The organism is Psychroflexus aestuariivivens (assembly GCF_004010055.1).
Taxonomy (GTDB): domain Bacteria; phylum Bacteroidota; class Bacteroidia; order Flavobacteriales; family Flavobacteriaceae; genus Psychroflexus; species Psychroflexus aestuariivivens.
Genome location: NZ_RQVT01000050.1, coordinates 1 through 19,318 on the forward strand (window position 1 = coordinate 1; position 19,318 = coordinate 19,318).

Annotated in this window: 17 protein-coding genes; 12 read left to right on the forward strand and 5 right to left on the reverse strand. The window is 33.6% G+C overall.

Annotation, left to right across the window (positions count from 1 at the left end; translation table 11 throughout):
• Window position 1: 1 nt before the first annotated feature.
• On the forward strand, window positions 2-154 hold the full coding sequence (locus tag EIG86_RS14355) for a T9SS type B sorting domain-containing protein (protein ID WP_394342215.1): 153 nt from the start codon (window positions 2-4) through the stop codon (window positions 152-154).
• Window positions 155-160: 6 nt separating this feature from the next.
• Window positions 161-1,177: a PorP/SprF family type IX secretion system membrane protein gene (locus EIG86_RS08635; protein WP_127845776.1), complete on the forward strand. Its 1,017-nt coding sequence runs from the start codon at window positions 161-163 to the stop codon at window positions 1,175-1,177.
• A gap of 240 nt (window positions 1,178-1,417) precedes the next feature.
• Here EIG86_RS08635 and EIG86_RS08640 read toward each other — a convergent pair whose 3' ends face one another.
• Window positions 1,418-2,452, reverse strand: a complete 1,035-nt coding sequence (locus EIG86_RS08640; RefSeq protein ID WP_127845777.1) for a hypothetical protein — start codon at window positions 2,450-2,452, stop codon at window positions 1,418-1,420.
• A complete protein-coding gene (locus EIG86_RS08645; RefSeq protein WP_127845778.1) occupies window positions 2,449-4,485 on the reverse strand; it encodes a S41 family peptidase in 2,037 nt (678 codons plus the stop codon). Before EIG86_RS08645 ends, EIG86_RS08640 begins: the two co-directional genes overlap by 4 nt.
• A 157-nt stretch (window positions 4,486-4,642) precedes the next feature.
• Here EIG86_RS08645 and EIG86_RS08650 point away from each other — a divergent pair, with 157 nt between their 5' ends.
• The 6 genes from EIG86_RS08650 to EIG86_RS08675 all read left to right on the forward strand — a co-directional run bounded on the left by EIG86_RS08650 (window position 4,643) and on the right by EIG86_RS08675 (window position 12,981).
• Window positions 4,643-5,791, forward strand: coding sequence for a beta-ketoacyl synthase N-terminal-like domain-containing protein (locus tag EIG86_RS08650; protein WP_127845779.1), 1,149 nt, complete (start codon window positions 4,643-4,645; stop codon window positions 5,789-5,791).
• A gap of 107 nt (window positions 5,792-5,898) precedes the next feature.
• Window positions 5,899-6,981 (forward strand): biotin synthase BioB, encoded by a 1,083-nt coding sequence (bioB, locus tag EIG86_RS08655; RefSeq protein WP_127845780.1) that lies wholly within the window; start codon window positions 5,899-5,901, stop codon window positions 6,979-6,981.
• A 70-nt stretch (window positions 6,982-7,051) separates the two neighbouring features.
• Window positions 7,052-7,930: a cupin-like domain-containing protein gene (locus EIG86_RS08660; RefSeq protein WP_127845781.1), complete on the forward strand. Its 879-nt coding sequence runs from the start codon at window positions 7,052-7,054 to the stop codon at window positions 7,928-7,930.
• A 168-nt stretch (window positions 7,931-8,098) separates the two neighbouring features.
• Window positions 8,099-10,462 (forward strand): TonB-dependent receptor, encoded by a 2,364-nt coding sequence (locus EIG86_RS08665; protein ID WP_205030469.1) that lies wholly within the window; start codon window positions 8,099-8,101, stop codon window positions 10,460-10,462.
• A gap of 22 nt (window positions 10,463-10,484) precedes the next feature.
• Window positions 10,485-11,726 carry a DUF4374 domain-containing protein gene (locus tag EIG86_RS08670; protein ID WP_127845782.1) on the forward strand — a complete coding sequence of 414 codons (1,242 nt, stop codon included), beginning with the start codon at window positions 10,485-10,487 and terminating at the stop codon, window positions 11,724-11,726.
• A 67-nt stretch (window positions 11,727-11,793) separates the two neighbouring features.
• Entirely contained in the window at window positions 11,794-12,981 is a 1,188-nt protein-coding gene (locus EIG86_RS08675; RefSeq protein WP_127845783.1) for a PepSY-associated TM helix domain-containing protein, read from the forward strand.
• A gap of 4 nt (window positions 12,982-12,985) precedes the next feature.
• On the opposite strand, the gene EIG86_RS08680 is transcribed toward EIG86_RS08675, so the two are convergent.
• The 3 genes from EIG86_RS08680 to EIG86_RS08690 all read right to left on the reverse strand — a co-directional run bounded on the left by EIG86_RS08680 (window position 12,986) and on the right by EIG86_RS08690 (window position 15,675).
• Window positions 12,986-13,486 (reverse strand): regulatory protein RecX, encoded by a 501-nt coding sequence (locus EIG86_RS08680; RefSeq protein WP_127845784.1) that lies wholly within the window; start codon window positions 13,484-13,486, stop codon window positions 12,986-12,988.
• An 81-nt stretch (window positions 13,487-13,567) separates the two neighbouring features.
• Complete coding sequence (locus tag EIG86_RS08685; RefSeq protein ID WP_127845785.1) at window positions 13,568-15,112, reverse strand: Rne/Rng family ribonuclease; 1,545 nt, start codon at window positions 15,110-15,112, stop codon at window positions 13,568-13,570.
• Window positions 15,113-15,384: 272 nt separating this feature from the next.
• Entirely contained in the window at window positions 15,385-15,675 is a 291-nt protein-coding gene (locus EIG86_RS08690; RefSeq protein ID WP_127845786.1) for an HU family DNA-binding protein, read from the reverse strand.
• Window positions 15,676-15,808: 133 nt separating this feature from the next.
• Here EIG86_RS08690 and mutY point away from each other — a divergent pair, with 133 nt between their 5' ends.
• The 4 genes from mutY to gldD are packed head-to-tail and all read left to right on the forward strand — an operon-like array spanning window position 15,809 to window position 19,301.
• Window positions 15,809-16,879, forward strand: coding sequence for an A/G-specific adenine glycosylase (mutY, locus tag EIG86_RS08695; RefSeq protein WP_127845787.1), 1,071 nt, complete (start codon window positions 15,809-15,811; stop codon window positions 16,877-16,879).
• A 36-nt stretch (window positions 16,880-16,915) separates the two neighbouring features.
• A complete protein-coding gene (locus tag EIG86_RS08700) occupies window positions 16,916-17,377 on the forward strand; it encodes a single-stranded DNA-binding protein (RefSeq protein WP_127845788.1) in 462 nt (153 codons plus the stop codon).
• Between the two features lie 24 nt (window positions 17,378-17,401).
• On the forward strand, window positions 17,402-18,754 hold the full coding sequence (locus tag EIG86_RS08705) for a gliding motility-associated protein GldE (protein ID WP_127845789.1): 1,353 nt from the start codon (window positions 17,402-17,404) through the stop codon (window positions 18,752-18,754).
• The gene (gldD, locus tag EIG86_RS08710) at window positions 18,729-19,301 is read left to right on the forward strand and encodes a gliding motility lipoprotein GldD (protein ID WP_127845790.1); all 573 of its coding nucleotides are present in this window, start codon (window positions 18,729-18,731) and stop codon (window positions 19,299-19,301) included. The genes EIG86_RS08705 and gldD overlap by 26 nt, the downstream gene beginning before the upstream one ends.
• The last annotated feature ends 17 nt before the right edge of the window (window positions 19,302-19,318 follow it).

Here is a 19,318-nt window from a genome sequence, read left to right on the forward strand (position 1 = left end):
CTTGAAACAACTCAGCCCAACTAGTGATGGCTGGGATGGAACCTTTAATGGCAATGCAATGCCTTCCAACGATTACTGGTTCCGCGTGGAATATACCAATCCTGAAGATGGCAGCCCTAGAGAATATAAAGCGAATTTTACTTTGAAACGATAGAATAATATGAAATTTTTTAAACCATTTTTAATAGTTGCTTTTGCATTTTCAATAAATATGAGTTTTGCACAAGACAGAGGCATACCAGTTTATTCTGATTACCTAACTGATAATTACTATTTGATACACCCTTCTATGGCAGGTGCGTCTAATTCTAATAAACTCAGATTAACTGGACGACAACAATGGTTCGATGTTGATGATGCACCAAGTTTACAAACCTTAAGTATGAATAGTAAACTTGGAACAAATACAGGTATTGGAGGAATTCTTTTCAATGATACAAATGGTAGGTTTTCTCAACAAGGAGCCTATCTAACATTTGCTTATCACTTAATGTTTTCAAGAAGTAATATAGATTTAAATCAGCTTTCTTTTGGTTTAAGCGTTGGTATGGTTCAAGAAAAACTTGATGAAACAGATTTAAATTCAATAGACAACCCTGATCCTGTTATTGCTGGTGTTACGCAATCAGATTCGTTTTTTAATGTTGATTTTGGAATGTCATATTTTTATCTTGACTTTTTTGCACATTTGACCGTTAAAAATTTAATTCCACAACAGAGACAAATTTTTTCTGAGGTTTTTGAAACCGATAATCAAAGGCAATATTTAACAAGTGTAGGCTATAACTTTTCTAAATTAGGGTCTAGCTGGTCTTTTGAACCCTCTGTTATGTTACAGTTGAGAGAAGAAACGAGAGAATCTAATGTCGATTTGAATGCTAAAACTTATTATACGACTAGTTTTGGTAGATTATGGGGTGGAATTTCGTACAGAAGAACTTTTGATGGTGCAGAGTACACAAATGACGGTCTTGGTTCTGTAGAATCTCAAAAGCTGCAATATGTTACGCCTTTTATTGGTATAAATTTTGAAAAATTAATGTTTGGATATACATATTCGTATCAAGCTAATTCTGTCGTTATGTCTAATAGTGGATTTCATCAAATTACATTAGGTTTCAATTTCGGTGAAGACAGAAAGCGTTATAAATGTAACTGTCCTGCAGTAAACTTTTAATAAGGATTTAAAAACAAATAAAATAGCCGATAAATTAAATTTATCGGCTATTTTATTTGAATCATTATAAGCTCAAAAAGAGATTATTTAAAAGAAATCATATTTAATTAATGTCTTTAAAAAATAGTTGTAAAGAAATATAATTTTTGCTAAAGTAATCGGTAGCTACCTTTTATTTCAAAAGTAGACTTAAATGAAAATTTCAAGAGTTGTAATTTTCATTTAAATCTAAATTAAAAATTAACTCTTAGGAATATGTGTAGCTAGAAACTCCTGTTTGACTAAATTCAAATTGTTGATCATTTGTTGCTTTTTGGAGTTCAAGTCGTTACTTAATTTATTATAATTATCAACTCCATCATTGACTTGTGTAACCTTTTTGTTAAATGCATCAATTTGGGCTTTAGTTCGTTTTCTTTCTGGAGTATCATCTAATTTTGACTTCAATTTTTGAAAATTAGAATTCAAAACTAAAAAATCTAACATTTCAGGTAAATAGTCTTCAGCTTCAACCATAAAGAATTCTAAAGCTTCTTTTGTTGCCCTAACAACAGAAGAATCATCCTTGTATAAAGCGACAGTATCTATAGCTTCTAGACCTTCTTTCACAGCACTTTTTAGAGAGCTTATGTTTTGTTGAGCCGCAACCATATTCTCTTCTGAAATAGATTTCATAAGCTGGTTTTCAATGATATTAGCTTTGAAAAATATAAGATACAAAGCATTATTATGTTCAAAAACTTCACCTGAGGCTTTCATCTTAGTTCCAAGTTCAGATTCAGAATCTATTAAATTGATATTATGCCGATTTGCGTAAGCATCAAGGTGTTCACTATATTCTTTTTGCAACTGCTCCATTTTTTCATTGGCTTTCTGTTGAGTGAGAAAATAAGCTTCCATGTTGTCGTAGGATTGTTCGGAAATCGCTTTTAAATCTACCACTTTAGCATAATCTTGATTAAGTAAATTCTTATTCAGCTCAAAAGACTCAATAACTTTGGCTTTGAATTCTTCTCCCTCAAAACTTTTGGCGCTTTGAATTGCTTCAATACCTTTATCATAAGCTTTTATAATTTGATTTCGTTTTCGTTCGATATTACGGTCATTTTTACTGTGAGCAATAGCAGTTGTATAGTTCCACATTCTTTTGCTAATATCTTTGCTATAATCGTCAACAAATTCAAGATATTCTATAGCCTCACTAAATTCTTGGGCCTTACTTTTGTAAGTAATGAATGACAGGGCAAAAAATAAAAATAAAACAGGTGTTCTCATTGTTTTTGGTTTTGGTTGATATAATCATTTATAATATTAAAGGCTTCAAAAATGTAAATATCTTTAGATAACTCCTCGCGGATTGAAACATTCAGTTTCGCTCTTTCAGGATCAAAAAGTAAAGCTTCTTCAGTAGATGCCGTATTTTTTAAACTGAAAAAAGGCTCGGTATCATATTCAAAGTCCCATATTTTTTTATAATTAGAAACGTCTTCATATACATTTTCAGGTGTAAAAGAATAAGATACTTTTTTATGGAATAAGTAATTAACAAGTCCAATATTTTGCTTTTTGATAAGTTGAAAATCAGCATTATTTTTCACTCTAGAAGCACTTTTAGATTGGATATCTTCAAAGTCGATATCAGGATATGTTTCGTATTCAATATCTACACTTGTTTGATCATTTGATAATGCAAAAGCTTGATGTTTTTCTTGACTTTCAAAATTATTATAAATAGAAGGTAATATTACGTCAGGCAAGACTCCAATTTTCTGATGGCTCTTACCATTTACTCTATAAAATTTCTCAACAGTCAATTTACAATAACCTAAATTTTCTTGTTCTGAAAGTTCAAAAATATACTGTGAAGTAGCTTTGCCAAAAGTTGGCGAACCAACTATAATCGCTCGATTATAATCTTGCAAAACGCCTGCAAATAATTCTGAAGCTGAAGCGCTATAATCATTTACCAAAACCACGACTGGTTCCTCAAATATAGTTCCTCTGTACTGATCTTTTATTGTAATATTATCGTTATTGCGATGCTTCAAAATAGTCAAAGGCCCTTTGTCTATAAAAATTCCTGAAAGTTCTGATGCTTCTTTCATGGAACCGCCACCGTTGAAACGCAAATCGATAATTAGACCATCGACTTCAGCTTTATTGATTTTGAATAATTCCTTAGCAAAATCATTGGCTGTTCCAAAACCTGTTGGCGAATCCAAATCTGTATAGAATGACGGAATACTGATATAGGCAATTTTTGGAGAAGCTTCAATTATATAACTTTCTAAGGTATTGTTTTCTACTTTAAGTTCACTTTTGGTAAGTTCAACTTTTTTGATATCGCCATTTTTCTTTTTCACCTCAAAAACAACAGTATTATAAGCTTCATTATTCAAAAAACTAATTACATCAAAATTAGAAACACAGAAGGCAGTCAGTTTATCTTCTCCAGATCTCAAAGATCGTAAAACATCGTTTTCGTCTAATTTACCGTTTGCGAAAGCCACGCTACCAGGACTTATATGAGTAATAAATATTTCTCCATCGTCATTTTTGTCAGTCCAAATACCAAAAGACAACTGACTATTAGAAACCGAAGATTCAAACATATTTTTTTCTGAAGGATTAAAAAAAGATGAATTTGGATCTTGGTATTTCACATAAGCATCCAAGAAAGTTTCTTGAATAGACTTTTTTAAATCTCCTTTTTGAAATTTGAGTTCATTCAATTTGCATAATTCGTTTTCAACAATTCTAGGTTGAACTAAAGCCTGTAAACTATCAAATTTTTTTAAAAACTCAGATTTAGTTTCAGTCTGATCAATGATTTCAAGAATAACTTTATAGCGAATCATACGATTCCAGTAATCTACGTGATTATCATCTGATCTAAAGTAAGCCGACTTTTTCTTAGAATCGAAAAACAAAGTATCCCATCCGGAATAATCTAATTTTTCATTTTTTAAATTCGAAATAATTTTGCTAGTTTGGTTTATTCTATTGCTAATCACATCAACGTATTTATCAATAAAATCACAATTTCCGTTCAGGACGTAATCATCTATTTTGTAGCGATCCACAGAGAAAAGTTCAATATCTGATTTATAAAGCAAATAATCCTCTTGGTCAATATTGTCGACAAGTAGCTTGAAAACTTCTTCGGAAAGACTGTCATTTACCGGCTTGGGGTCGTAATGCATTGTTTGAACTAAATCTTTCAGCTGAAAAACTTGCTCACAAAACTTTTCATCTTGCGCATAAAGTTGAAATGTAAAAAATGAAAAAATGAAGCAAAATAATCTCATAATAGATGATTGTAACAGATTGTTAAAAATATGAAAATTATCTTAAGACCAAAAGTGAATTGAAAAAACTTTCCCTTATGTGTGTATCGAAAATAATTTTGACACAAAGCCAAGTTTAAAATCTTAGAATTTATCGATATTTGCTCAAAAAAGTGGTTTGAAAAACACAATTTATATCAACGAATTTGCCTCGATTTCTCCTTATGGACACATTGCTGAAGACATTCAATCCGGGTATTTTAAAAATTCAACTAAATTCAGCCTAAAAAAATTTGGCAATGAATCTAACCTATGCGCAGAATTAAGCACAAATTCTGAAGCTGAAATTGAAAAAATAAAAACTGAAAATAAAATATTTCAAAACCTTGACAAATCTGTGCTGATGGCAATATTTTCTGCCAGAAAAGCGGTCAAAAATTTAAACTTAAATTCAAATTCAACAGGAATAAACATTGGATCATCTCGTGGTGCAACGACATTATTTGAGAAATATCATAAAGCATTTTTAGAAGGCAAAACCTTTTCTCCACTCGCCTCCCCGACCACCACATTGGGTAATATTTCATCTTGGGTGGCACAGGATTTAGGCATTGACGGGCCAAATATCAGTCATTCTATAACTTGCTCCACAGCACTTCACGCTATGCTAAATGCCAAAGCATGGTTACAATCCAATATGAGCGATGTGTTTTTAGTCGGTGGTACCGAAGCACCGTTAACAGCCTTTACAATAGCGCAAATGCAAGCTCTGAAACTTTATAGTAAATCTACAAGATCCTCACCTTGCGAAAGTTTAAATTTGAATAAAACCGAAAACTCTTTAGTTTTAGGTGAAGCTTCCGCAACTGCAGTACTTTCAAAATCACCAGAAAAAGCACTGGCAAAAATTGCAGGATTTGGTTATGCCACTGAACAAATCACTCACAATATTTCGATTTCAACCGATGCTAAATGTTTTCAAAAATCTATGAAAATGGCGCTTAATGAAGCTGATCTAGAAAATGTGGATGCCATTGTTTTGCACGCACCAGGAACTGTAAAAGGTGATTTAGCAGAAGTCAAAGCTATTGAAAAAAACTTTCCAAAAATGCCACTATTAACAACTAACAAATGGCAGATTGGGCATACTTTTGGCGCTTCTGGAATGATGAATATAGAAATGGCACTAATTATGCTTCGGACTGGTAAGTTTTTAGAAAATCCTTTTTACAAACAGAAAAGCAATTCCAAAACAATTGAATCTGTTTTGGTAAATGCTGTTGGTTTTGGTGGAAATGCTGTGAGTATTTTGTTGACAAAAAATTGATTTAAATTCAGGAAGACTAAAACAGATAAATTATTTTCACTGAAAAATGTTTCAAAGTAGAAATTGCAAAGACTTTTTTCTATTTTTGACCTTGTAAAGATATTATTATGACAAGACACGACTGGACAAAAGAAGAAATACTGGAGATTTACAATAAGCCTATGATGGAATTGCTATACGAAGCAGCAACAATTCATAGAAAACATCATGATCCGAATAAAGTGCAGGTTTCAACACTGCTTTCTATAAAAACTGGTGGTTGTCCTGAAGATTGTGGTTATTGTCCACAGGCTGCCAGATATCACACAGACATTGAAGGCAACGATTTAATGAGTGTTTCTCAAGTCAAAGCGCAAGCCTTAAGAGCAAAATCTGGAGGAAGTTCACGCGTTTGCATGGGTGCAGCTTGGCGGAATGTTAAAGATGGTGAAGAGTTCGATAATGTTTTAGAAATGGTAAGAACCATCAACAAACTAGATATGGAAGTTTGCTGTACGCTCGGTATGGTTACAGAAAATCAAGCCCAGAGACTAGCTGAAGCTGGACTTTATGCTTACAATCATAATTTAGATTCTTCTGAAGAATATTATAAAGAAGTTATTTCTACTCGCGGCTATCAAGACCGATTGGATACGATTGGCAACGTCAGAAAAACCAATGTTACTGTTTGTAGTGGTGGAATTATCGGCATGGGAGAATCTCTTGAAGATCGAGCTGGAATGCTTGTCGCTTTAGCAACACTAAATCCACAACCAGAATCGACTCCTATTAATGCTTTAGTTCCTGTGGAAGGTACGCCACTGGAAGAACAGCAAAAAGTATCCATTTGGGAAATGCTTCGCATGGTTGCTACAACAAGAATAGTAATGCCAGAAACGCAAGTTAGACTTTCTGCTGGTCGAACAGATATGAGTCGTGAAGGACAAGCCATGTGCTTTTTTGCAGGTGCAAATTCGATTTTTGCTGGAGACAAATTGTTAACCACACCAAATCCTGATGTAAATGAAGATATGGAAATGTTCAAACTTTTAGGACTTGAACCACAAAAAGCTTTTGAAAAGAAAGCTAAACCAGAAAGTGTTTCCGCTGATGAATCTCAATACAAACCTCTCGGCGAAAAACCAAAATGGTCTCGTCCAGGTCATAAAATTGAAAGAAACCTGGAGGCAAAAGCAAAATCAAAAGCTTAAAAAAGCTATAATTTTTTTGAACATAGCTTCAAATTGATTAATTTCAGTTTGAAGCTTTTTTATGCAGAAAATGAAGCAACCAACCTTGAATATTAGCAGTGTAGAGCGCGTCAAAAATATATCTCCAGAAGATTTTGTTGAAAACTATGTAAAGCCCCAAAAGCCTCTGGTTATAGAAAAATTAACTGAAGATTGGCCAGCTTATAAGAAATGGTCTCTTGATTATTTCAAAGAAATTGCAGGCAATGTGGAAGTTCCCTTATACGATAATCGTTCAGTAAGTGCAAAAGATAAATTCAATGAGCCTCATGCGCAAATGGAAATGAAAGATTATGTTGATTTACTTCAGAACAGATCTACAGAATATCGCATATTTCTTTTCAATTTAATAAAAGAAGTTCCAGAACTTCAAAATCACATCAAAATACCAAATCTTGGCGTATCTTTTCTTAAGAAATTACCTTTTTTATTCTTTGGCGCAGAAGGTTCTTCTGTATTTATGCATTACGATATTGATTATGCAAATATCCTTCACATCCATTTTGAAGGCAAAAAACGCTGTTTAATTTATCCACCTTCAGAAACCAAATACTTATACAAAGTTCCAAATGCTTTAATTAGTTTGAATGCGATTGATTTCAACAATCCTGATTTTGAAAAATATCCTGCACTTCAAAAAGCCAAAGGTTACGAAGCTTATTTAAGCCATGGCGAAGCTTTATATATGCCGGAAGGTTACTGGCATAATATGACGTATCTGACACCTGGATTTTCAATGAGTTTAAGAACATTACCAAGAAGTGCTAAAAACATCGGCAAAGCAGTTTATAATTTAACCGTGATGCGTGGCATTGAAAATATTATGCGCAAAATCGGAGGTGACCGTTGGATCAAATATAAAAATGAACTTGCCTACAAAAGGCAACATAAGCGAATAAATCTAGATTGAAAACTGAGTAATCAAAGCTTGTTATAATACAATTTCATTGACCCATAATTTTTTCTTAGAATTATTCTAAATAACTTTTGTGAATTTCAATTTTATATTATTTTTGCACTCTTTATATTTAATCTAAATTAACGGAGCTTGATTTACAAATTTAATTTCTGTTTAATATTGTTTTTTTGTGTCGGAAATTTATTTTCTCAAAACACCTCTAAAGCAAGTCTATTTGGGAATATTCGCGATAAAGCTGGTCAAGCTTTGGAAGGTGTCACCGTTATTTTAGTAGATAAAAACAAAGGCGTGGTTACAAATGCCAAAGGTTTTTATCATTTAAAAAATATTTCTGAAGGCAGACACAACATCAAAGTCAGTTATTTAGGGTTTGAAAGTTTTCAAAAAGAAATTGAATTTGGACCTAAAGCGCAGATTCAATTAGACATTCAACTTGAAGAAAGTTCATTTGAACTAGAAACCATCAACTTGAAGGGAAAATCTGCAGTCCGAAAAATTAATGAACAAGCCTATACTGTAAATTCAGTATCAACAAAAGCACTTCAAAACAGCACTTCGGATGCTAAACAAATTTTGAATCGTGTGCCAGGCGTTAGAATTTTACAAGATGGTGGATTGGGTTCAGATTTGGATTTTTCTCTAAATGGCTTTTCTGGCGATCAAGTGAAATTTTTCCTAAACGGTATTCCCATGGATAATTTTGGTTCGGCGTTCAATTTGGCAAGTATTCCAGTAAATTCTATAGAAAGAATCGATGTTTACAAAGGCGTCGTACCGGTTTGGCTCGGCACTGACGCTTTGGGTGGCGCAGTGAATATTATCACCAATCAAAAAAATGATTTTTTAGATGTTTCTTATTCGTATGGCTCATTTAACACACACCGAACTTCTGTAAACGGCGCTTTTACTAATAAAAATGGATTCACTGTAAGAGGAAATTTTAATCATAATTATTCAGATAATAATTACGACGTATTAGTTGACAAAAAAGATGTAAATGGCAATGTAGTAGAAAGAAATATTTGGGCAGAGCGTTTTCACGATCGCTATCGTTCGATTTCTGCAAACATTGAAACAGGCTGGGTTAACACTGATTTTGCAGATCAACTTCTATTTGGAATTATAGCTTCAGGGGATGATAACCAAATCCAAACTGGAGCGACTATGGAAACAGTTTACGGTGGTGTTATAAACGAAAGTGAATCTGTAATTCCTACTTTAAAATACAAAAAGAACAACTTGTTTTTTGAAGGGCTGGATGTGAGTTTAAATTCTGCACTGAATTTAGTTAAAAACAAAATCATAGATACACTTACTGGAAGAAGATTCGACTGGTCTGGCAATGCTTTGGACACTGGTTCAGAAACTGATGGCGAATTAGGTGAAGCTAGTTTACTCACTTTAGACAATACAGAATTCACCTCTCAATTCAATGCTAGTTATTTATTCGATGAAAAACATTCTTTGGTTTTCAATCATGGATTTCAATATTTTCATCAAGAAAGATTCGATGTTTTAAATCCTGACAGAATTGCAAACCAATTTCCAAATTCATTGTACAAAAATGTTTTAGGCTTGGCTTATAAGTATAATTTCAATCAGAACTGGAATGCCACAGCTTTCGGAAAAGCCTATATTTTGAATCTTGAAACGTCAAAAGAATTTGATTTCGGTGAAGAAACTAGAAGAACCGATGTTTTTGAAACAAATAGTCAAAATTTTGGTTATGGTTTGGCGACTTCATATTTCATTTTACCAAATCTTCAGCTAAAAGCATCTTATGAACATACTTACAGACTACCAACCGCTACAGAAGTTTTTGGTAATGGTTTGTTTGTCACTGCAAATGCAGATTTGGAGCCAGAACAAAGTGACAATTTGAATTGTGGTGCCACATATGATTTTTCCATAGGTGAAGCCAAACAACATAAATTCAATGTTGGAAGCAATTTTATATATCGTGAAGCCAAAGATCTTATTTTTCAAGTGGTAACTTTAAGCAGCCCACAAACCAACTTCAGTAATTTAGCTGAAATACGCACAATTGGCGTGGAAAGTAATGTGAATTATGCTTGGAAAGACTTCTTCGAACTTTCCACAAATATGACTTATCAAAACAGTACAGATCAGGCAGAATTTACATATAACGATTTTTCAGGCTATCAAGAAAACCTCAATCTCGGTGAGCGTTTACCAAACACACCTTATTTATTTGGGAATGCAAATGCAAGGTTCAATTTTGAAAATATTGGTCTGGATGATTCAAAGCTTCAAGCAACTTATCGGTACAATTTTGTGGAAGAATTCTTTCTAAGTTGGTCAAGATTTGGCAATCGAAATACCAAAGCAATCATTCCACAGCAAAGTTCTCATGACTTAGAATTGAACTACAGTTTTCAAAACAACAAATACAATCTAGGCATAGAATGCAGAAATTTTACAGATGAAATTTTGTATGACAAATTCAGATTACAAAAACCAGGAAGAGCATTTTATGTCAAATTCAGATACGCAATCAATTAATAATTACTAATAAATAATTCATATGTTTTCAACAAATTCTTTCAAAAAAACAAGTTTAGCGTTTTTAAGCCTTTTAGGCGTTTTTTCTTTCACTTCATGTAGTGATGACGATGATAATGTGGTCAGCGATGATAATTCAACAACAATTCCTGCAGAAGGCAAACCTTACGTTATGTCTATGGCAATCCAAGGCAGCGAGGGAAATTTCACTTATTACACCGTTCCTTTTGAAAATTTAATGGAAGGCACACTTTCTGCTGAAGGTCAAGGTTTCGAACAACCTGGATATTACGATTTCACTCAAATTGACCAAACAATTTACAGTATTGGCGGTTTGGACGATGTCAACGTCGTTGGTATTTCTAAAAATGAATCTGACGAATTGGTTCAAGTTGGCGACGTGTCTTATGATGCAAGCTTAAACGATGTGGTAAATGCTGATGAAAACACCGTGATTTCTGTCAGCATGAGTTCAGCTTCCGATGTCGTTACTTTCAGAAAATTCAACAAAAATAATGTGTCTGCGATTGAAACTAAAAATATTCAAGTTTCTCAATTCACATCATTGGTTGGTCCAGCTTACTCGGGAATGGTTGTTACGGAAAATCATTTATTCTTAAGTTATTACATCAGTAATCCTGAAACTTTTGCTACAGACTATACTGACCAAGCTGAAGTTGCGGTTTTTTCTTATCCTGAACTAGAATTTAAAAAAGTCATTACTGATGATCGTGTCGGACCAATTGGCGGGTTTAACGTGAAGTCTGGCTTGATTAAAGATGAAAATAACAATGTTTACGCCATTTCTCATTCAAATCCAGCAAATGGATTTAGTGAGTTCACAAAACCAAGTGGTATATTGAAAATCAATTCTGGAGAAACTGAATTTGATGCTGACTACTTTTTTGATATTGAAGAAGCTTCTGGCGGAAATAACACAGCACATTTGAAATATTTAGGCAACGGTCGTGCTTTTGCTGAAATCAATGTGGCTAGCAGAGATCAACAAGAAATGTGGTCTGACGGACCGCTACAATCTGCTATCGTAGATTTAGAAGCGCAAACAGTAAGCTATATCGATGGCATTCCAGAACATCCTGGACTAGGAAGAAGATTGATTGCACTTCAGGATGGTAACTTCCTCTACACTTCTATAACTGAAGAAAACGGACTCTATGTTTACGAAGTAAATCTACAAACAGGAACTGCTGAAAAAGGTGCTAAAATACAAGCTAGTTTTCCTGCAGGAATTTTCAAATTATAAAAAATTTATCATATAATTTTCGGGCTTATTCATTTCAAATAAGTCCGAAAATTTTGTTTTCATTGGTATGAAAAAGTACAAAGCCAAATCTTCTAAAAAAAGTAATTTCAGAAAGTTGAATGACTGGTTGCATTTGTGGCTAGGTTTATTTTCTGGAATTATTGTTTTTATCGTTAGCATCACAGGTTGCATTTATGTTTTTGAAAAAGAAATCAAAGATGCCATGGAACCTTGGCGATTTGTAGAGGTAAAAAATCAAGATTTTGTACCACCAACTCAACTTCTTGATACGGCAAAAGTTTATATGCCAAATTCAGAACCTTCAGGTCTAACTTATAGCAACAAAGAAGGTGCAGCTGCAGTTGGTTTCAACTCCTTCGAAAATGGTGAAAGGCATTTTACTGCAGTTTTTATGAATCCATACACTGGGGAATTCATAAAAAAACAACAAATTATGGGCAGTGGAAATTTTGACTTTTTTCGACTCATAATAGATGGTCACAGGGCTTTGTGGTTGCCATACGATATTGGCAGGCCAATTGTAGGCGTTGCCACTTTAATTTTCGTATTCCTGATAATTAGCGGTCTGGTTATGTGGTGGCCAAAAAATTTGAAAAAAGGCAATCGAAAGAAAAGTTTCAGTATCAAATGGAAAGGTAATTTTAAACGCGTCAACTACGATTTACATAATGTGCTTGGTTTTTATAGTTTACTTTTTGCTTTGGTTATCGGAATTACAGGATTGGTTTGGAGTTTTGAATGGTTTGAAGATTCGTTGTATTATGTAACTTCTGGTGGCGAAGAACATCCTGGACATCACCATCCACATTCAGATATTTCCAAAAGTTATTTAGTTGAAGATGATACAATCTCTGCTTTAGACCGTGCCTGGTATAAAACATTAGCAAAAGAAGATAATTTCCAAGGCATGTATTTGTCCCCAAATTTAAAAGATAAAGATGATGCCATAGAAATTGTAGCTTACCAAGACCATGGTTCGTTTTACAATAAAAACGAATATTTCTATGACCAGTACACTTTGGAGGAATTTGAAGTCGAAGGTGCTAAATATGAAGAAGCAAGCTTTGCCGATCAATTGGTTTCACTGAATTATGACATACACATTGGCGCGGTTTGGGGTTTGCCGGGTAAAATACTAGCATTTTTGGTAAGTCTAATATGTGCAAGTTTACCAGTAACTGGATTTTTAGTTTGGTGGAACAAAAAGAAAAAAGGAAAGAAGAGAAAGGCGTAAATATTTATTTTTTTGCAGAAGCCAATTCATGGATTTTTTCGTAAACAAGTTGCGATTCCCAACCTCTATAAAATAAATAATTTGCCAGTTTTTTCTTTTTTTTCAAAATAGAAGTGTCCTTGATGTCATTCCAGCGTTTTTCAGCTAAATCATTTAAAGTGGAAAAATAATCTTCATCTGGAATTTCTTTCAAGGCTAATTTAATATTGAAGGCTGAAATGTTTTTCATCTTCAATTCACGAACAATTCTAATTTTTCCCCATTTTTTTATTCTAAATTTTCCTCTTGCAAAACTTTTTGCAAAACGACTTTCATTGAGGAAATCCTCTTCGATTAATTTTAAAATAATCTGATTTCTAGCGTCTTCGAACATATTCATATCATAAAGCTTCTGCTCAACCTCTTTATGACATCGGTCTTGATAAACACAATAATTCATCAACTTCAGCATCGCTTCATCGACAGTGTAGGATTTTTTTGGTTCGAAATCAGAATAATTTTTCATATTAAGTTAAATCGGAATGCTAATTTATGAAAAACAAAAAAACCCTATGTCCAGTTTTGGTCATAGGGTTTAGTATTTAACTTATATGTTGATGACATCACCTTTACTATCATGGAAGTGATATTCTAGATAGTTATAGGCATCTCTTGGTTGGATTTTTATCCATTTTTTGAAATCAAAAAACCATTTGCTTCTTGGTGAAGGCATACCTTTGACAAGATATGCTGCAATAAATGGATGTGCTGTAAGCACCACTTTTTTAATATCCTTTTTCATGATTTTCTGAAGATCGGCGTTAATTTTGTTTACAATAACAATTGGCGCTTCTATTTCTCCATCGACATTTGGATTTTTTTCTCGTGTTTTGATATTCATTTCCGGCCTTACGCGCTGTCTAGTAATTTGGATTAGACCAAACTTACTCGGCGGAAGAATTTTGTGCTTGGCGCGGTCATCGCTCATCTCTTCTTTGAGATGATCATAAAGTTTTCTTCGGTTGTCTGGGTTGTTCATGTCGATAAAATCTACGACAATGATGCCGCCCATATCTCTCAATCTGAGTTGTCGTGCTATTTCTGTTGCACTTATCAAATTGACTTCTAATGCTGTATCTTCTTGATTTTTTGCCTTATTGCTTCTGTTTCCACTATTGACGTCTATAACGTGCATAGCTTCAGTATGTTCAATAACGAGATAAGCTCCTTTTTTCATAGTCACAGTTTTTCCAAAAGATGTTTTTATTTGTCTTTCGATACTATATTTTTCAAATATTGGAACTTTGTTGTTATTGTATAAAGATACGATGGATTCCTTTTTGGGGGAAATTTTACCAACATACTCTTTGATTTGGTTGTGGATAACATCGTCATCTACACAAATAGACGTAAAAGAATCATTGAAAATATCTCTTAAGATTGATGAGGCTTTATTGAGTTCACCTAATACTTTGGAGGGTTGATGTGCACGATTGAGTTTTTTGCACATATTTTCCCAACGCTTCATCAAATTCTGAAGGTCTTTGTCGATATCAGCGACTTTTTTGCCTTCGGCAACAGTTCTGATAATGACACTAAAACCTTTAGGCTTAATACTTTTAACTAATCGTTTTAATCGGCTTTTTTCTTCTTTACTTTCAATTTTTTGGGAAACTGAAATGCGGTCAGAAAATGGAACCAAAACAATGTAGCGACCTGCAAGAGAAAGCTCACTGCTCAATCTTGGGCCTTTGGTAGAGATAGGTTCTTTCACCACTTGAACAAGAACAGATTGATTGGAGTGTAGCGTGTCTGCTATGGATCCGTTTTTATCTATATCTTCTTCTCGCGGAAAATCTTTTAAAGAAAAATTCTTCAGTTTTCCTGAAGTGGCTTTTTTTACAAAATTCAGCATGGTCTTGACTTGTGGACCAAGATCATGATAATGCAAAAACCCGTCTTTTTCGTAGCCTACATTTACAAATGCAGCATTTAGACCAGGTAAAGCTTTTCTTATTTTTGCAAGAAAAATATCGCCAACAGAAAAATTGAAACCTTCTGTTTCTTTATGAAGCTCTATGAGTCTTCCGTCTTTTAACAAGGCAAAATCTACAGCGTCGGAACTAGATCTTACTATTAATTCCTTATTCACGCTTAATTAGATTTAGTATCTGTAAAATTCACAGATAAGTTAAACAATTTTTATTTTCAGATTTTTTCAACTGAAAATAGATTTTAATTTTAAAATTTCTTGATATGAAATTTTTGATGTCAATGAACGTAACAAGAAAAAGTAGTTTTTAAAAACTACTTTTTCTTGTGTCGGTTTGCTCTACTTCTCTTTTTTCTTTTATGAGTTGCAACCTTGTGTCTTTTTCTCTTCTTACCACTTGGCATACGCTTGAGTTTTTTGTGATTAATAAATTATTTTACTTCAACATTTTGTTTCACTCCTTCTACAAATACTTTGGCTGGTTTGAATGCCGGTATGTTGTGTGCAGGAATTTTGATGGTAGTGTTTTTAGAAATATTCCTTCCTGTTTTTTCCGCTCTTGTTTTCACTATAAAGCTTCCAAAACCTCTTAGGTAAACATTATCGCCACCTTCTAAAGAATTCTTAACTTCGTCCATAAAGGTTTCTATAGTAACTTGGACATCTCCTTTTTCCAATCCTAACCTTTCCGAAATGTTAGCTACAATATCTGCTTTCGTCATAATTCAAAAAATTTATACAGGGTTAATCTTCTATTTTTTTGAGTTTGCAAATATAGGGAATTAATCCACAATAAATAAATCCAAGGCGCTAAATAGTAGGCAAATATGATTTATACTTGCAAAAAAGCTTAAAATGAATTTCTCCAAAACACTTGTCACTTGGTATGAAACACACAAAAGAGATTTGCCCTGGCGGCATACAAAAGACCCGTATAGAATTTGGCTAAGTGAAATAATGCTCCAGCAAACCCAAGTAAAGCAAGGCCTGCCATACTATGAGAAATTTATATCGAACTTTCCAACAGTTGAAGATTTAGCTAAAGCAGATGAAGATGTTGTGATGAAACTTTGGCAAGGATTAGGCTATTATTCCCGGGCAAGAAATTTACATTTTACAGCAAAATATGTATCAAATCACCTCAACGGAAAATTCCCTTCGAATTATAAAGATTTGCTGAAACTGAAAGGCGTTGGTCAATATACCGCAGCTGCCATCGCTTCTTTTGCCTATAATGAAACTGTTGCTGTAGTCGATGGGAATGTTTACAGGCTTTTGGCGCGTTTGCATGGTATTTCAACTCCCATCAATTCTAGTGAAGGTGAAAAAAATTTCAAAAAAATTGCTGAAGATTTACTTTCTGATGAAAATCCCGGCATTCACAATCAAGCCATGATGGAGTTTGGCGCAATTCAATGCAAACCTAAAACCCCAAAATGCATGTTTTGTCCATTTCAAAATGAATGTGTCGCTTTTCAAACCAATCAAATAGACACGTTGCCTGTGAAACTCAAAAAAATAAAAATAAAACATAGATATTTAAATTTTCTAGTGTTTGAAGATCAAAACAAACAAACTTTAGTTGAAAAAAGAACGGCTAAAGGAATTTGGCAAAATCTATATCAATTTCCACTTATAGAAGCAGAAAAGAAACTAACTTCGCTTTCAAAAGAAACGGTTGATGATTTGTTTCCATCAGAAATTTCAGGAATAATTTCAATTGAAAAAATAAATCAAAAATCGATTAAACACCAGTTAACGCATCAAAAGCTTCACGCAGATTTTTGGAAAGTATATTTCAAATCAGATTTGAAATCTTTCCCAACAACATCAAAAGCAGAAGTTTCTGAACTAGATAAAGTCAAAACCTATGCGGTACCAGTTTTAATTCAAAATTTTATAGAATCAGACTTTTTCAAAGCATGATTCTTTTTATTACATTTACATTTAAAATTTCTCATTATGGCAGGAACACTCAATAAAGTTATGCTCATCGGTCATACAGGCGACGAGGTAAAAATGCATTATTTCGAAGGTGGTGGCTGCATAGGCAGATTTCCATTAGCTACCAATGAAGATTACGTGAATAAAACTACAGGCGAAAAAGTGTCTAATACAGAATGGCATAACATCGTTGTAAGAAATAAAGCTGCAGAAATATGCGAGAAGTATCTAAGCAAAGGTGATAAAGTATATATTGAAGGACGCATAAAAACTAGGAAATGGCAAGACGATAAAGGAATGGACAGGTATTCTACCGAAATTCAATGTTTAGAATTTACTTTTCTCACACCAAAAGATCAAAGCGGAAGCCAAACTTCTAATGTACCTCAGCAATCACAAAATTCTGAATCACCAAAACCTAAACCACAACCTTCTGCGAATCAAGTACAGGAAGAGGAAGAAGACGATTTACCATTTTAACAGAATACAAAAAACTATTTAATTTTGGAACCCGGCCCCTCGAGTCTTTTATTTTTTATTAGCCTTGAATTTTCAGAAATCATCAAGATTGTATTTTTCTTGATATTATTATTTGCTTCTGCACTTATTTCAGGTTCAGAGGTTGCTTTGTTTTCACTTAAACCTTCAGACTTTGATGTGAATGATGGTAACGTGTCGAAACAAGAGCAGATTATCATCAATTTACTAGATAAGCCCAAAAAACTATTAGCAACTATTTTGATTGCTAATAATTTCATCAACATTGCGTCTGTGCTAGTTTACAGTTCAATTAGCGATGTGTTGTACGGCGATATGCAAACACTAATTTTTGGAATAAGTCTTAAATTCGTTATAGATGTTGGCTTGGTTACCTTTCTTATTTTGATGTTCGGCGAAATCCTTCCAAAGGTTTATGCCAATAGAAATAATGTAGAATTTGCGCATTTCATGGCGTATCCACTCAATATTTTAGATCGTTTTTTAACCCCATTGAGTTTGCCCATGCGAGCGGTTACGAATCAAATTCAGAGTAAATTCGGAAAACAAAAAGGCAACCTTAGCGTCGACCAATTGTCGCAAGCTTTGGAATTGACAAGTGAAGAAGACACTTCCAAAGACGAGAAAAAAATATTGAAAGGTATTGTTTCGTTTGGAAACACAGACACCAAGCAAGTCATGAAACCAAGACTTGATATTTTTGCTTTAGACAAGAATCAAAACTACGCTGAAGTCGTTGCTGAAATTTTGGAAAATGGCTATTCCAGAATTCCTGTTTTTGAAGATAATATCGACAATATTATTGGAATTTTATACATCAAAGATTTGCTGCCACATCTCCAAGAGAAAGAATTTGAATGGCAAAAATTAATCCGAGAGCCATATTTTGTTCCTGAAAATAAAAAACTAGATGATTTGCTGACTGACTTTCAGGAGCAAAAAAATCATCTCGCAATTGTCGTAGACGAATATGGTGGGACGAGTGGTTTAATTTCTCTTGAAGACATCATAGAAGAAATCGTTGGAGACATTAGCGATGAATTCGATGATGAAGATATTATATATTCAAAACTAGATGACGCTACTTTTATTTTTGAAGGAAAAACACCTTTGAAATATTTTTATAAAATCGTAAAAATTGGCGAAGACATCGAAGAAGATTTTGAAGCTTCTAAAGGAGAAGCTGAAACTCTGGCGGGTTTTGTCTTAGAATCCGCAAAAGGCTTTCCTAAAAAAGGACAAGTCATAAAATTTGAAAATTTTGACTTTACTGTTGAAGTCGTGGATAGTAAACGCATCGTCCAACTAAAAGTAAAGATAAATGAAGTACAAAATGAAGACGAAAATTTTACTGATTAGCTGTTTAGCAGTTATAATTTCAGCTTGTCAAGAAGATCCACAGCCAAAACCTGATGGTTTTTTGGCCTTGGAATATCCAAAACCAGAATACAAAAAAATTAATTTGGACTGTCCTTTCGTGTTTGAAAAAAATAAATATGCCCAAATTAAAACCGGAAAATCCAGTCAAAATTGTGCTTTCAATCTGGATTATCCAAACATGGATGCGATGATTTACATCACCTATCGACCTGTAGAAAAAAATTTGCGAAAATTGCTGATTGACGCCCAAAAACTACCTGAAAAACACACTATAAAAGCCGATGCTATTGAAGCAAGTATTTATGAAAATTTCGAGAAAAATACATTTGGCAATTTTTATGAAGTTGAAGGAGATGCAGCTTCTCAAGCACAGTTTTACGTTACCGACAGCACAAATCACTTCCTAACCGGTTCTATTTATTTTGAAGCCAGACCAAATTACGACTCAATTTTGCCAGCGGCAGATTATATTAAAAAAGATATTCGGCACCTCATGGAAAGTGTAGAATGGAAATCTTCAAAATAAGTTTATTCTAATTTTTT

What these genes read in the sequence shown, in the direction of transcription:
- mutY (WP_127845787.1), top strand. Translation starts at nt 15,809, where the DNA reads ATGAATTTCTCCAAAACACTTGTCACTTGGTATGAAACACACAAAAGA.
- EIG86_RS08645 (WP_127845778.1), bottom strand. Translation starts at nt 4,485, where the DNA reads ATGAGATTATTTTGCTTCATTTTTTCATTTTTTACATTTCAACTTTAT.
- EIG86_RS08640 (WP_127845777.1), bottom strand. Translation starts at nt 2,452, where the DNA reads ATGAGAACACCTGTTTTATTTTTATTTTTTGCCCTGTCATTCATTACT.
- EIG86_RS08675 (WP_127845783.1), top strand. Translation starts at nt 11,794, where the DNA reads ATGAAAAAGTACAAAGCCAAATCTTCTAAAAAAAGTAATTTCAGAAAG.
- EIG86_RS08635 (WP_127845776.1), top strand. Translation starts at nt 161, where the DNA reads ATGAAATTTTTTAAACCATTTTTAATAGTTGCTTTTGCATTTTCAATA.
- gldD (WP_127845790.1), top strand. Translation starts at nt 18,729, where the DNA reads ATGAAGACGAAAATTTTACTGATTAGCTGTTTAGCAGTTATAATTTCA.
- EIG86_RS08680 (WP_127845784.1), bottom strand. Translation starts at nt 13,486, where the DNA reads ATGAAAAATTATTCTGATTTCGAACCAAAAAAATCCTACACTGTCGAT.
- bioB (WP_127845780.1), top strand. Translation starts at nt 5,899, where the DNA reads ATGACAAGACACGACTGGACAAAAGAAGAAATACTGGAGATTTACAAT.
- EIG86_RS08670 (WP_127845782.1), top strand. Translation starts at nt 10,485, where the DNA reads ATGTTTTCAACAAATTCTTTCAAAAAAACAAGTTTAGCGTTTTTAAGC.
- EIG86_RS08660 (WP_127845781.1), top strand. Translation starts at nt 7,052, where the DNA reads ATGAAGCAACCAACCTTGAATATTAGCAGTGTAGAGCGCGTCAAAAAT.
- EIG86_RS08700 (WP_127845788.1), top strand. Translation starts at nt 16,916, where the DNA reads ATGGCAGGAACACTCAATAAAGTTATGCTCATCGGTCATACAGGCGAC.
- EIG86_RS08690 (WP_127845786.1), bottom strand. Translation starts at nt 15,675, where the DNA reads ATGACGAAAGCAGATATTGTAGCTAACATTTCGGAAAGGTTAGGATTG.